The 13,761-nt window shown below is 70.3% G+C and carries 13 protein-coding genes; 6 read left to right on the top strand and 7 right to left on the bottom strand.

Annotated features, from left to right (window positions below; translation table 11 throughout):
* Nucleotides 1–18: 18 nt before the first annotated feature.
* The gene (locus tag IPV09_RS11730; protein WP_207475441.1) at nt 19–3,018 is read right to left on the bottom strand and encodes an acyltransferase family protein; all 3,000 of its coding nucleotides are present in this window, start codon (nt 3,016–3,018) and stop codon (nt 19–21) included.
* A 215-nt stretch (nt 3,019–3,233) separates the two neighbouring features.
* On the opposite strand from IPV09_RS11730, the gene typA reads away from it, so the two are divergent.
* From typA to IPV09_RS11715, 3 genes are all read left to right on the top strand, one after another.
* Nucleotides 3,234–5,093 (top strand): translational GTPase TypA, encoded by a 1,860-nt coding sequence (typA, locus tag IPV09_RS11725; protein ID WP_207475440.1) that lies wholly within the window; start codon nt 3,234–3,236, stop codon nt 5,091–5,093.
* 108 nt (nt 5,094–5,201) lie between these two features.
* Complete coding sequence (locus tag IPV09_RS11720; protein WP_207475439.1) at nt 5,202–6,038, top strand: L,D-transpeptidase family protein; 837 nt, start codon at nt 5,202–5,204, stop codon at nt 6,036–6,038.
* A gap of 222 nt (nt 6,039–6,260) precedes the next feature.
* On the top strand, nt 6,261–7,193 hold the full coding sequence (locus IPV09_RS11715) for a hypothetical protein (protein WP_207475438.1): 933 nt from the start codon (nt 6,261–6,263) through the stop codon (nt 7,191–7,193).
* 328 nt (nt 7,194–7,521) lie between these two features.
* On the opposite strand, the gene IPV09_RS11710 is transcribed toward IPV09_RS11715, so the two are convergent.
* The 4 genes from IPV09_RS11710 to IPV09_RS11695 form a co-directional block, all read right to left on the bottom strand.
* Complete coding sequence (locus IPV09_RS11710) at nt 7,522–8,514, bottom strand: asparaginase (protein ID WP_370590305.1); 993 nt, start codon at nt 8,512–8,514, stop codon at nt 7,522–7,524.
* A 116-nt stretch (nt 8,515–8,630) separates the two neighbouring features.
* Nucleotides 8,631–9,584 carry a folate-binding protein YgfZ gene (locus tag IPV09_RS11705; RefSeq protein WP_207475437.1) on the bottom strand — a complete coding sequence of 318 codons (954 nt, stop codon included), beginning with the start codon at nt 9,582–9,584 and terminating at the stop codon, nt 8,631–8,633.
* Nucleotides 9,584–10,081, bottom strand: a complete 498-nt coding sequence (locus tag IPV09_RS11700) for an FABP family protein (protein WP_207475436.1) — start codon at nt 10,079–10,081, stop codon at nt 9,584–9,586. Before IPV09_RS11700 ends, IPV09_RS11705 begins: the two co-directional genes overlap by 1 nt.
* 24 nt (nt 10,082–10,105) lie before the next feature.
* Nucleotides 10,106–10,267, bottom strand: coding sequence for a hypothetical protein (locus IPV09_RS11695; protein WP_207475435.1), 162 nt, complete (start codon nt 10,265–10,267; stop codon nt 10,106–10,108).
* 77 nt (nt 10,268–10,344) lie between these two features.
* Between IPV09_RS11695 and dtd the strand changes: the two genes are divergently transcribed.
* On the top strand, nt 10,345–10,779 hold the full coding sequence (dtd, locus tag IPV09_RS11690; RefSeq protein WP_207475434.1) for a D-aminoacyl-tRNA deacylase: 435 nt from the start codon (nt 10,345–10,347) through the stop codon (nt 10,777–10,779).
* A 14-nt stretch (nt 10,780–10,793) separates the two neighbouring features.
* Here the strand turns inward: dtd and IPV09_RS11685 are convergent, their stop codons facing one another.
* A complete protein-coding gene (locus IPV09_RS11685; RefSeq protein ID WP_207475433.1) occupies nt 10,794–11,801 on the bottom strand; it encodes a hypothetical protein in 1,008 nt (335 codons plus the stop codon).
* A gap of 61 nt (nt 11,802–11,862) precedes the next feature.
* Here IPV09_RS11685 and IPV09_RS11680 point away from each other — a divergent pair, with 61 nt between their 5' ends.
* The gene (locus IPV09_RS11680) at nt 11,863–12,510 is read left to right on the top strand and encodes a response regulator transcription factor (RefSeq protein WP_207475432.1); all 648 of its coding nucleotides are present in this window, start codon (nt 11,863–11,865) and stop codon (nt 12,508–12,510) included.
* On the opposite strand, the gene IPV09_RS11675 is transcribed toward IPV09_RS11680, so the two are convergent.
* Complete coding sequence (locus IPV09_RS11675) at nt 12,488–13,336, bottom strand: hypothetical protein (protein WP_207475431.1); 849 nt, start codon at nt 13,334–13,336, stop codon at nt 12,488–12,490. The genes IPV09_RS11680 and IPV09_RS11675 overlap by 23 nt on opposite strands.
* Before the next feature lie 49 nt (nt 13,337–13,385).
* Here IPV09_RS11675 and IPV09_RS11670 point away from each other — a divergent pair.
* Nucleotides 13,386–13,761: GNAT family N-acetyltransferase (locus tag IPV09_RS11670; RefSeq protein WP_207475430.1), on the top strand; the 376-nt coding region annotated here is incomplete at its 3' end.

Genomic DNA, 13,761 nt, shown 5'->3' with positions numbered 1-13,761 from the left:
CTCACTCTATCCAGACGCTCAGGGCTGCAGCGGCATGGTCGATGCCCTCAGGACCCCGGCGGCCACCAGCTGGCGCTCCAGCAACGGCGTCATCGTCTGCACGTAGGTGTTGCTCAGGTGGCTGGTCTGGCGGTAGACGAAGACGTTTCCCACCACGACCGGGCAGGTGGCTCGTCCCGGCGGGCAGATCCACTGGTTCAGGTTGATCATCTCGGCATCGGTGAGCCGTTCGTGCACCTCCACCAGCTGGTCGGTGCCGGTGCCCTGGTTGGCGGGGAACTCGCACTCGGTCAGGTCGTCGGTCTTCTCGGCGCAGGTGTAGACCGAGGTCTCGTTCGGCGGGGCGGGGGTGTCGGCGATGATCACCACCTTGGTGCCGCGGGCCTGCAACTGGGTCAGGTAGTCAGCCATGCCGCTGGCCGAGTCGGGCACGAACATCAGCGAACTGGTGATGACCAGGTCGGGGGGCACACTCAGCAACGCGTTCAGCAGGCTGGCGTTGTACTGGTTGCACTGCACGTACTGGTCCTTGGAGGTGAACGCGCACCCCGACTTCGACAGGTTTTGCACCCGCCAGCCGTGCCGCTGCCCGATCACGTCGACGGCGGGCTGCCACTGGTCGATCTTGGAGTCGCCCACCAGCGCCACCCGCACCGACCCCGACCGGTCACCCGAGATGCAGTCGTCCTTGCCGACCACCGTGGCCTGGTTGCGGGACCGCTGGCAGCCGGTCTCGTAGCTGGGCGGCAGGTCCTGGTCGGCCACGGCCGGCGACGGCTGCACCGGTGTGGTGATGGCCAGGGCCGGGGCCAGGTTCGTCCGCAGTTGCGGCACCCCCGGCGCGCCGGCGTCGGCAACCAGGCTGAGGGCTCCGATGTAGGCGCCGGTGACCGGCCCCAGCGAGGGCGCCACCGGCGTCTGCGAGGTGCTGGCCACCGTGGCGGTGCTCAGGGTCGGCAGCGGCTTCACCACGGTGCCCTGGAACTGCGGCGCCCGCGCCCAGACCGCGGCGCCCACCAGTCCGGGCACCAGCATGGCCACCAGTGCGTTGCGGAAGGCTCGGGTGCCCTGCCAGCTGCGCAGGTTGCCGAAGCGGATCGGGGTCTCCAGGACCTTGCCGGTCAGCCAGGCCAGTCCGATCGCGACAGCGGCCACGCCCAGCCGGACCCCCCACCCCAACTGGGGCTGGGTGGGCGTGGTCCACAACGACCGCGCAAGGATGATCAGCGGCCAGTGCCACAGGTACAGCGCGTACGAGATGGCCCCCAGGAACCGCAGCGGGGCGACGCCGAGCATCCGGCCGACGGGATTGTCGCCGTCGGTGACCCCGGCCGCCAGCACCATCAGCGTGCCGAGGACCGGCAGCAGGGCGGCGTACCCGGGCCAGGCAATGGTGGCGGTCAGCACGAAGCCGGCGGCCAGCACCGTCAGCGTGCCCAGACCGGCCACCCCGGCCACGATGGTGCGAGCCCGCCGGCCCAGCACTCGTCCCTGCAGCCACGGCGCGGCCAGGGCCAGCAGCCCCCCGGCGCCGATCTGCCAGAAGCGGGTCGTCGAGACGAAGTAGGCCTCGGCCGGGTGGGTGGCGGTGTAGTGCACCGACCACCAGAAGGAACCGACCACCACCGCCACCAGCGCCCCGGTGAGCAATCCGATGGGTTTGGCCCGGAGCAGCCGGGCGAGCAGCACGCAGCCGATCACCAGCAACGGCCAGACCAGGTAGAACTGCTCCTCGACGGCCAGCGACCAGTAGTGCTGCACCGGCGACGCGGACGCAGGAGCGGCCAGGTAGTCGACCGACCGGGCCGCCAACGACCAGTTGATCACGTAGAACGCGGAGCCCAGGATGTCCTGGCCAAGGTCGCGCCACTGCGAGGACGGCAGGACCAGCCAGCCGGCAACCGCGGTGAACAGCAGCACCAGCGTGGCCGCCGGCACCAGTCGGCGCACCCGGTTGGCGTAGAAGGCCAACAGTTGGGGGACCGACCCCTGGCGCACCGGGGCGACCAACTGGGAGGTGATCAGGAAACCGGAGATGACGAAGAAGACGTCGACGCCGCTGAAGCCGCCGCGAAAACCGGGGACCCCGAGGTGGTAGCAGAGCACCCACAGCACCGCGATCGCCCGCAGCCCCTCGATGTCACCCCGGACACGCGAGTACCTCGGCCCCCCGGCCAACAGCCGCTTGAGCCGGGCGCCAAGGGTTTCCGGCTCGTGGTGCAGCAGCGCGCGGCGCAGCGAGGGCGAGTCCCCGCTGACCGGGTCGGCGCTGGCGGTGGTGAGCATCGCCTGGCGGTGACGCGCCAGGTCACGGGGAGGAGGCGGCGGCACCGGGGTCTCGGTGACCGGAATCCAGGCGGCGTCCGGTGAGGACGGCGACGCCGGTTCGGGTGCCGGCTCGGGCTGGGGCTCGGGTGCTCGTTCGAGTGCTGGCTCGGGTTCGGGCCCCGTTTCCGGTGCGGACCCGGTTTCCGGCTCGGGCCCGGTTTCCGGTGCGGACCCGGTTTCCGGTGCGGACCCAGGTCGGGCTTCCGGAACCTGTTCCGGCTCGGGGGCACGCTCCGGTCCCGGCTGCTTCAGCGCAGCAAGGTGGCGCCGCGGGCGCCGCTCGCCCCCCTGATCAGCCCCGGTCGGCGTGTCGGCGGGGTCGCCGACCGCCTCCAGACCGCGGGCCGTGCGGAAGCGGCGAGGCAGTTCCTCGGTGTCGGCATCACGGTCGGCATCACCGTCCGGATCGCCAGCGGCCGCCGCTGCGGCGTCCTCGGCAGCCACTCCCCGCGAGGCGAGTCCGCGCATCGCCCACGGTCGCACCGGTGGGGTCGACCCGCTCTCGTCGGCCCGCGAGGGGCCGCGTCCGCGCCGGGGCGCCACCTGACCGGGCTGATGGGTCCCGTCGACGCCGCGGCGCGGACCGCCCGCCGAGGCGGGTCGCACCGTGGGATCGTCCACCGGCCGGCGCCCCTCGTCCTGGCCCTCGTCGCCGACGCCCCGGCCGGGGCGCGGACGGTGCGGAGACATGGAAAAGCGGCCCTTTCGTTGGCACTGGACGGTGGCTGAAGCCTACTTCAGCCAGCAGGCCACGATGCACTCGATTGTGAGCGGTTGGCCGCTGGGCCGTAGACTCGACACGTCCAAGACTCAACGGACGCTGCCGCAACGCGCGCGCCTGGGGTCCGGGGCCACCTGCCAGAAGTAGTCCTGCTCTGGCGTCCCCCACGCGAAAGCCACCCCGCATGCCCGTACGCAATGACCTGCGAAATGTCGCCATCGTCGCCCACGTCGACCACGGCAAGACCACCATGGTGGACGCCATGCTGTGGCAGTCCGGAGCCTTCCGTGAAGGTGCCGACATCGACAACCGGGTGATGGACTCGATGGACCTGGAGCGCGAGAAGGGCATCACGATCCTCGCGAAGAACACCGCCGTCAAGCACGTCATCAACGGCGACCTGGTCACCATCAACATCATCGACACCCCCGGTCACGCCGACTTCGGTGGCGAGGTGGAGCGCGGCCTCGAGATGGTCGACGGCGTCGTCCTGCTGGTGGACGCCTCGGAGGGGCCGCTGCCCCAGACCCGCTTCGTGCTGCGCAAGGCGCTGGAGAAGCAACTGCCGATCATCGTGGTGGTCAACAAGGTCGACCGTCCCGACGCCCGCATCACCGAGGTCATCGACGAGACCTACGAACTGTTCATGGACCTGGTCGACGAGGACAACTCCCAGGTGCTGGACTTCCCCGTCGTCTTCGCCTCGGCCAAGGCCGGGCGCGCCTCGCGCACCCAGCCCGCCAATGGCGAGATGCCCGAGGAGGCCAACCTCGAGCCGCTGTTCGAGACCATCATGGAGACCATCCCGGCCCCCAAGTACACCGAGGGCGCCCCGCTGCAGGCCCACGTCACCAACCTGGACTCCTCGCCCTACCTCGGCCGGCTGGCGCTGTGCCGCATCATCGAGGGCGAGATCGTCCGCGGCCAGACCGTGGCCTGGTGCAAGTCGGACGGCACCGTCGTCAACGTGCGCCTGTCCGAACTGTTGATGACCGACGCCCTGGAGCGCAAGCAGGCCGACAAGGCCGGCCCCGGTGACATCGTCGCCATCGCCGGCATCGCCGACATCACCATTGGCGAGACCCTGTCGGACCCCAACAACCCCAAGCCGCTGCCGCTGATCAACGTCGACGAGCCGTCCATCTCGATGACCATCGGTATCAACACCTCGCCGCTGGCCGGGCGTTCGGGCAAGCTGCTGACCGCCCGCCTGGTCAAGGCCCGCCTCGACCAGGAACTGATCGGCAACGTGTCGATCCGGGTCAACACCACCGAACGTCCCGACACCTGGGAGGTGCAGGGACGAGGCGAGCTCCAGTTGGCGATCCTGGTCGAGATGATGCGCCGTGAGGGCTTCGAGTTGACCGTCGGCAAGCCGCAGGTGGTCACCCGCGTCATCGACGGCAAGCTGCACGAGCCGTTCGAGCGTCTCACCGTCGACGTCCCCGAGGACTACCTCGGCGTGGTCACCCAGCTGATGGGTCTGCGCCGCGGACGCCTGGAGCAGATGGTCAACCACGGCACCGGCTGGGTGCGGCTGGAGTACATCGTCCCGGCCCGCGGCATGATCGGCTTCCGCAATGAGTTCCTCACCGAGACCCGCGGCACCGGCATGATGCACCACGTCTTCGACTCCTACGAGCCGTGGGTCGGCGAGATCCGCACCCGCCCCACCGGTTCACTGGTCGCCGACCGGACCGGTGTGGTCACCGCCTACGCCTTGTTCAACCTGCAGGAGCGCGGCACCCTGTTCGTCGGCCCCGGTGCGGCCGTCTACGAGGGCATGATCGTCGGCGAGAACGCCCGCGCCGACGACATGGACGTCAACCCCACCAAGGAGAAGAAGCTCACCAATGTGCGCTCGGCCACCGGTGACGAGCTCGAGCGGTTGATCCCCCCGAAGCTGCTGAACATGGAGCAGGCGCTGGAGTACTGCGCCGGCGACGAGTGCCTGGAGGTCACCCCGGCCGACGTGCGGATCCGCAAGGTGGCCCTCAACGGCAACGACCGCGCCAAGCTGCGCAACAAGGCCAAGCAGTCCTGAGCAACAGGCGAGAGTTCACAAAATTTGTGCCCGGATGATGCAACCGATGCGTCGGCTGACACGTATCTGGGTAAGGATGTAGTCACTCGCGATACGAAAGGCACTGGCATGCGTACTGTGCGAACCCCGGCCGCCCGAGCACTCACGGCCATCGCCGCCGCCTTTGCGCTTGCCGCTGGCTCACTGTTCGTCGTCGTGGATGCCCGGGCAGAGGTCACCGTCCCCGCGGTGGTCACCGTCCAGGCCCAGCCCGGCGACACCGGCCCCAAGGTGGACGAAATCCAGGCGATGCTGTTCCGCGTCGGCCTGCTGCGCCTCACCCAGCGCACCGGCACCTACGACCCGGCCACCACCGCGGCGGTCAAGCAGTTCCAGCAGCAGCGTGGCATCAGCCCGGCCACCGGCATCGTGGACGACGTCACCTACCAGCACCTGCTGACCGCCTATCGCGCGGCGGCGACACCGACCCTGCAGCAGAAGAAGGTCACCCGCAAGGTGGCCCAGCCGATCCCCAAGCCGACTCCGCCGCCCGTCGTGGTGCCCGACGTGGTCAAGTACCAGCTCAACTCCAAGTGCGATGACGAGGCGAAGGTGATCTGCGCCGACCAGTCACGCCGCAAGGTGTGGTACCTCGAGAACGGCAAGGTCGTCAAGCAGTTCGACGCCCGGTTCGGAGCCGCCAGCACGCCGACCCGCAACGCGAACTGGCGCATCACCCGCAAGGTGCGCGACGAGGTCAGCTACCTGTACAACCTGGTGCCGATGCCCTTCTCGATGTACTTCTCGGGCGGACAGGCCTTCCACTACTCGGCCGACTTTGCTGCCATCGGCTGGAACAATTCCCGCGGTGGCAGCCACGGCTGCATCAACCTGCGCGACTACTCCGGCGCCGAGTGGATGTTCAACCGGGTGCCGGTGGGCACCCTGGCCATCGTCCAGGCCTGAGCGGGCGCCTCACCCGACACCTGCACCACTACGTCACAGCTGCCCCTGCTTCGAAGCGGGGGCAGCTGTGGCGTTTGCGGGTATCTGTGGTGTTCGCGGATAACTGCCGGGGATGCGGGTCGGCGCGGGGGCGGGACGGCGCGGCCTGTGGACGGACCCGGAGTTGTCCACACCCTGCCGATTCCTGTCCCCGTGACGCCGGCTGCTGGCTTCACTGGTGGCATGGATCTGATCCCCACCCACCAACTGCACCTGCAGGGCCTCGACTCACGAGCAATCAGCCGGATGGTCGGAGCCGGGGACCTGGTCCGGGTGATGCGCGGGCATTACCTGGACTCACCGCTGGATGCTGAAGAACTGCACCTGGCCCGCGCGGCGGCCTGTGCCGGCCAGGTGCTGGCCCTGGAGTCGGCCGCCCTGGTGCACGGCTTGCCGCTGGACCGGCTGCCCACACTGGTGCAGGTGGTACGACCCGGCCACGGACGATCGCAAGTCCGCGGCACGAGGCTGATCGCTAGCGCACCCCTGCCCGACCACCACGTCGTCGACCTGGACGGGCTGCGGCTCACCACCCGGGCCCGGACGGTGGTTGACCTGGCCCGATGGCGCGGGTTGATGACCGGGCTGGTCGCCTGGGAGTCCGCCCGCTGGCAGGCGCGCACGTCGAACGCGTTGGCTGACTTCGACGCCGCCGCCAGTGACGCACTGGACGTTCTGGCCCGACGCCGCGGCATCGCCACCGCCCGCCAAGCCATGTCGCTCGCCTCGTCCTGGTCCCAGAGCCCGATGGAGACGCGCAGCCTGATGACCATGCGCACCCTGGGGCTGCCCGAACCGGTCCAGCAGTACCGCGTCACCGACTGGTCGGGAGCGACCCTGGGCTACGCCGACTTCGCCTGGCCTGAACTCGGGGTTCTGGGTGAGTACGACGGTCAGGACAAGTACGGCATCCTGTCACGTCCGGGTGAGTCCCCGCTGGCGGTGGTGCGGCGCGAGAAGCGGCGCCAGGAGGGGATGGAGGCGCTCGGCTGGGTGTTCGCGCGCTGGGGTCATGAAGAGGTGCGGCGTCCCCCAGCCCTGCGCGCCCGGGTGCAGGCCGCCTTCGCGATCGCGGCGACCCGGACGATAACCCTGCCGGGGGTGGACACCCCCTGAGCTCGTCCGAGCCACCTGCACCACCACGTGACAGCTGTCCCTGCTTGAATGCACCGGTCGAGCCCCGTCCGAGCCACCTGCACCCCAACGCGACACCTGCCCCCACGTCCGTGCACCGGTCGAGCCCCGTCCGAGCCACCTGCACCCCAACGCGACACCTGCCCCCACGTCCGTGCGACGGTCGAGCCCCGTCCGAGCCACCTGCACCCCAACGCGACAGTTGCCCCTGCTTCGAAGCGCGGGCAGCTGCTGGTATTGGGTGCAACTGTTGGAGGTGGGGGGATCCGGGCCTGCCTGAGGCCCGCCAGTCGCGCCCTCGCGGGACGGATCATCCCCGCACGGCGGCCAGCAACTCGTCCAGAGCCCCGGGCTGGACGCGCACCACACCGACCGGACGCCCATGTCCCAGCACCGGAGCGGTCACCAGCCCCGCCACGTCGGGAGCATCCACCATCGCCTGCAAGATCGTCGCGGCCAGGGGCACACTGCCCCGGGTGGCGCCGTCGTCGAACTTCAGCGCCAGCCCGCGTCCATCGGGAAGGCCAACGGCCAGGCACCCCTCGGCGCCCTCCTTGCAGACCAGGCCGGGCACCGCGCGGTGCAGCGACAGGTCAGCACGGCCCTGCCCCGAGACGTACTCCGGGTGCTGGCGGTAGGCGTCGGCCACGCGTTGCTCGACGCCGGTGGCCGCGGCCGCGAGCCGTCCGAACGCCGCAGCCAGACCCTGCAGCGGGGTGGCGAACAGCGGCGCCCCACAGCCGTCGATGCTGGCCGGGGTGTGACCGCCGCAGTACTCCTCGACGGTGGCCGCGATGGCCTGCTGCAGCGGGTGGTCGGGCTCGAGGTAACTGGCCGTGTCCCAGCCGGCGCGCACGCAGGTGCGCAGCATCGCGGCATGCTTGCCCGAACAGTTCTGGGCCAGCGGTTCGGCGTCCCGACCGGCACGCAACCAGTCCGCGCGGGCGGCCTCGTTCAGGGGCAGGTCGGGGGTGTTGCGCAGGTCGCCGGGTCCCAGCCCCGCACCGTCCAGGATCTGCTGGACGCCACGCAGATGGATGTCCTGGCCCGAGTGCGAGGCGGCGGCCAGCGCCAGCAGTTCGCCGTCCAGGTCGAGGCCGTGGCGCAGCATGGCGATGGCCTGCACCGGTTTGAGCGACGAGCGGGAGAACATCGGGCTGGTCACGTCCCCCAGGCTGGCCAGCACCTCACCGTTGGCGTCGGTCACCACGACGCGGGCGCGATGCAGGCACTCCACCAGGTCACCGCGCACCACCTCGACCAGGTGGGGACTGTCAGGGCTCATGGGTTGCAGATCAGGCACGGGCCTGAGCCTAGGGCCTGCCGACCGGGGCTGCAGCCAGCCGCAGGCAGGCGGTCGAAAGTACCAGCACCTGGTGGCTCAGGTACTGCCCGCGGCCTGGTCGCGACCTGCGCGGCTCAGCGCAGGTTCGCCCGGAAGTGCAGGCCGGCGTCCGGGTCGACCAGCAGGTCCTGTCCGGCGGCGATCTCGGTGCCGTCATCGCCCAGCGTCGTCAGGGTCTGGTCGGCGGCGACGCCGCGCTTGACCAGGGCCAGGCCGATCGGGCCGTCCTCGTGGTGCCGGGCCGAACTGCCCATCACCCCGACCACGCGTCCCTCGGCGTGCACCTCAGAACCGGTCGGCGGCAGGGTGTCCACCGATCCGTCGAGCAGCAGCCGGGTCAGGCGACGCGGCGGACGGCCCAGGTTGTGCACCCTGGCCACCGTCTCCTGGCCGCGGTAGCAGCCCTTCTCGAGGTGGGTGCCGTAGAGCCCGATCTCGTTGGGGATGGTCTTGTGGTCGGTGTCGATGCCGATCCGCGGCACCCCGGCGGCGATCCGCAGCGCTTCGTAGGCCCAGGTGCCCGCGGGGGTTGCCTCCGGCAGGGCGGCGTCGCGGGGCAGCAGCACGTCGCGGCCGCCGGCAACCTCGGACGCCCAGCCGAGCGCGTCACCGGTTGGCACCTGGCTGCCGGCCCAGACCAACCGGAAGTCGGCGGTGCGGTCGATGGTCTGGACGCGCATCATGAACGTCATCCCGGTCAGGAACGCGGCCAGCCCGGCTGAGCCGCCGGGTTCGGTGACGGCCCAGAAACTGGTGCCGTCGTCGACCCCACGGAAGCCGTGCTCAATGTGGCCCTGGGGTGAGAGCACCAGCCCGCTGATCGGTGTCCCCGGTGCAAGTCCCTCGGTCTGCTGGGTGGTCAGGGCGTGCAGCAGCGTCAGCCGGTCGGCCCCGCGCACCTCGAGCACCTCGTGATGGCCACGGTCGACCACGGCGGTGCCGGCCTGCACGGCGCGCTGCTCGGAGACGGGACTGCCGTGGTGCCAGACCGCGCCCTGGTCGGGGCCGGCCAGAATCTCGACGGCCATCAGATGCGCTTCAAACGTGCCCACAGGTGCGACTGCAGGGGCTGCTCGGTGGTGGCCCGGTCAAAGGTCCACAACAGGTCGCCCTCGACCGAGCCGTAGAGCCGCTGCCCGCCGGTGTACTCGACGCTGGCGGTGGAGGTCCGCATGACCGCGTCGGTCACCAGTTCGATCTTGGCGCCCTCGATCTTGCCGGCCCAGACCTCCGACCAGCCCTCCGGACTGGACAGGACGACCTCGATGGTGCCGTCAGCCTTGGGACGCCAGAAGCCGGTCTCCATGGTGATCGGGGTCTCGGGCTCGCCGCGGTCGTCGGTGGTGTACAGCTGGCTCACGTAGTGCAGGAAGTCGCCGCCGTTGTGGGTGAAGTCCACCGTCTGCCCGTATTCGAAGTCACCCTGTCCGGGCCAGCGACCGTGGCCGTTGCCCTCCCAGCGACCGATCATCCAGGCGACCCCCATCAGGCTGCTGGGCAGGTCCGGTGGAATTTCAAAGGCCATGATCGTCTCGCATTTCGGGTGTCGTCAGCGGTCGGGGTACTGGTGGCCGTCGACATCACGCGGCGGCGGCGTCCACGAACCCTTGTTCTTGGCGGACACCACCAGCACCAGGATCAATGCACCGATGAAGCACAGCCCCATCAGGACGACTGCGATGATCAGCACGAGCGAGATGCCAGCGGCCATGGCCCCCAGTCTAGCGATGACTGGCACCGGGACGACCCCGTGGTGTCGACGCCGCCTGCGCCACCTAGGCTGTGCTGGTGAGAATTGTGGTCCAACGTGCCGCCCAGGCACACGTCCTGGTCGATGACGAGGTGGTCGGTGCCCTGCCCGGCCCCGGACTGGTGCTGTTGGTGGGCATCACCCACGACGACTCCCCCACCGAGGCCAGGGCGCTGGCCCAGAAGGTGTGGGGCCTGCGGATCCTCGCCGGGGAGACCTCGGCCAGTGACCTGTTGGCGCCCCTGCTGGTGATCAGCCAGTTCACGTTGTACGCGAACACCCGCAAGGGACGCCGACCGAGCTGGTCGGCGGCCGCCCCCGGTCCCGTCAGCCAGCCCCTGTTCGAGACCTTCTGCGACGAACTCCGGGCGCTGGGTGCCCACGTGGAGACCGGTGTCTTCGGCGCCGACATGCAGGTGCACCTGGTCAACGACGGCCCGGTGACGCTGCTGCTCGACTCGGCCGACGGCTGAGTCACCGGCGCAGCTCAGGCCTTGGTGAAGAAACGAACCGTCGACAGCAGCACCGCGTCGCGGCTGGGGTCGCCGCGCATCCCCGGTGAGGTGGAGGCGACGATGGTGAGCCTGACCCGGTCGGCGGCCATCGGCGGGATCATCAACTGCTGCACCGAGCGACTGTTCTCGCTGAGGTTCTGGCTGAACCAACTGCCGTCGGGCAGGTCCCAGCGCACCGAGACGACCCGGCGGTACTGGTCGTACAGCGAGGCCGTGCCCTCACCCTTGGCATAGCCATTGACGATCCCCACCCCGACCAGTTGCGACCCCGGCGCGAAGGTGAACTCGAGGGTCTGGTTGACGCCGTTGCCGTCGCAGCGCCAGGCCGTCGCCAGCTGGTCGTCCAGGGTGTTGGCCGGGTCATAGGTGACGTACTGGCCGCTGCCGTCACGCCCTGCCGGCGCGGTGCAGCGGGCGGTGGCGCTGGTGGCGGGCAGCACGGCGGTGTCGCCGGTCCACGGCTGCATGGCGGTGCCGTTGACGCTGCTGGTGAGTGGTGCGGTGGTGGTGGGAGGGGCCACGGGACGGCCGTCCAGCGCCCGGCGGATCAGTGCACCGCCGGCGAGCCCGGCAACCAACGCCAGCAGCACCACCGAGACCAGCACCAGCCAGACCCGGCGCTGCATCACGGCACGGCGCTCGGTGCTGGGCAGCAGGTCGTCCAGGTCGACGGTGCGCGCGGCATGGGCCGAGGTGAGCACGGGGACGGCTGCCGACTCCTTCAGCCGCCACCTGGTCGGGGCCTGGTCGGGGCCGACCGGGTCGGGCACGTCCTCGGACACCTGCTCACCAGCGGTCTGCTCGGCGCCGACCCCCTCGGGGTCGGTCTCCTCGGGGCCGGTCTTCTTGGTGCCGGTCTCCGTGGTGCCGGTCTCCCCGGATGGACGGCGGACGGCGAAGGGGGACGGTCCAGCAGCGTCCCGATCACCCTCGTCGGGGGGACCCGGACGAAACCAGTCCTCGGGGAAGTCACCGCTCACCTTGGTGAGTGTAGCCAGACGCGCACCGAGGCAGGGGTCTGCATCTGCGAGAATGTGCGGCATGGCAAGCATCGTCGTACTGGTGGGAGGTGACGCCGCCCCTCTTCCCGACGCACTCACCCTGCTGCCCCACACCCTGGACGTCCGCACCGAACTGCCGGCCGACCACTCCCCCAACGCCGACCTGGTGCTCGTCGATGCCCGTGAGGATCCCGCCCAGGGACGTGACCTGTGCGTCCATGCCCGGGCCCGCGCCGACCAGCCGATCCTGTTGATGGTCAGCACGGCCACGCTGGCGGTGCTGCAACGTGCCTGGGGCTTCGACGACTTCGTCGTCGACCGCGCCCCGGCCGCCGAGTTCGATGCCCGCGTGCGGCTGCTGACCACGTCTGGGCCGGCCTCGAACATGCTGAGCCAGGGCCCTATCGTCATCGACGAGGACGCCTACACCGTGACCGCCGGCGGCGCGCCGCTGAACCTGACCTACACCGAGTTCGAACTGCTCAAGCACCTGGTGTCCCACCCCGGCCGCGTGCTCAGCCGGGAGCACCTGCTGAGCCAGGTGTGGGGCTACGACTACTACGGCGGCACCCGCACCGTTGACGTGCACATCCGGCGGCTGCGCGCCAAGCTGGCGCCCGAGCACGACGGCCACATCACCACCGTGCGCAACGTCGGCTACCGCTTCACCGCGAATCGCGAACTGTAGGAACACCGCGCCTGGCCGCGTGCTGGTCATGGTTGCGGCGAATGTGGGCGGGCACCCCCGAGGGCCCGCCCGGGTGGAAGCGGTGCACCCCCGCCAGGGCGGTGCCGACGATGACGCAGATGGTGCCGATCAGGGCGAGCCACCACGACGTCTCGGAGCGGGCCGAGACGTCCAGCATCACCCAGGACGAGGCGGGCACGGCCAGGGCACCGGCCACTGCCAACCAGGTCCCGCTCGCGGAGACCCCGAGCCAGGCGTGCAGGTCGACGTCCTTGAGGCCCTCCCACTCCTTCAACGCCAATCGCCACAGCCGCCACTGCATCAGCGCGACCAGGGCGTTGCCCACGGCACCCAGGTTCCCCACCGCCGGCAGGATCGGGCTGGTGTCGGTCAGTCGCAGCATGGTCACCGAGGACAGCACCACGCAGATGGCGCCGACGATCGCGAAGACCAGACCGCTGGTGATCATCCTCAGGTGGGAGCGTGCCCGCATCGCGATCACCGGCTGGGGCACCAGCGGACGCGGGTCCTGGGGGGAGCGCCTGTACAGCGGCCCGTCCAGCAGCACCTCGTCGGAGTCCAGTTCCTGCTCGCTCGGGTCACGTCCCGCCGAACTGGGGTCCACCGGTGGGTTCTCGCCGGACTCCTGACCAGTCGGTGCCTGCACAGCCCCTGGCGTCGGATCCCGGGTCATCTGCGCGTCGCCGGGGTGGAGGGCGCCGGATTCGACGCTGACCGGCGCAGCGTCGGCCGGTGCGGGGCCGGCCGCGACCCTGCCGCGATGACCCAGCCACCGCGGCCACCCGACCCGCCTGCGCAATTCCATGCCGCCACAGTAATGGGCCCGATACTGGGGGGGCACCTAAGCTGCCTGCATGGCTGAACAACAACTCTGGGACGTCGCCCTGGTGGAATACTCCACCGCGCTGGCCACCACGCTCACCCCCCTGGTCGACCAGGCACGTGCCGCCGACGGCGTCAGCCCGCTGAACGAACAGGCCGAACGGATCCTGGCCGGCCAACTGCCGGGCCTGCACCTGCTGGCCCGGCAGGACGGGGCGGTCCTGGGCTATGCCCAGGTCGACCTGGCCGACAACTCGGTGCAGCTGTTCGTCGTGCCGGCGGCCCGCCGCCAGGGCATCGGTCGGGCGCTGGCCGAGATGGCCCGCCACCAGGGTGACCGGCTGGCGTGGTGGAGCTTCGGCACCCTCGAGGGTGCCCGCGCGCTGGCCGCCCGACTGTCGCTGACCT

It is taken from the genome of Tessaracoccus sp. SD287 (assembly GCF_017355265.1).
Taxonomy (GTDB): Bacteria; Actinomycetota; Actinomycetes; order Propionibacteriales; family Propionibacteriaceae; genus Aestuariimicrobium.
Note: the sequence above shows the minus strand (reverse complement) of the source record. Positions and strands in the feature narration are given on the sequence as shown.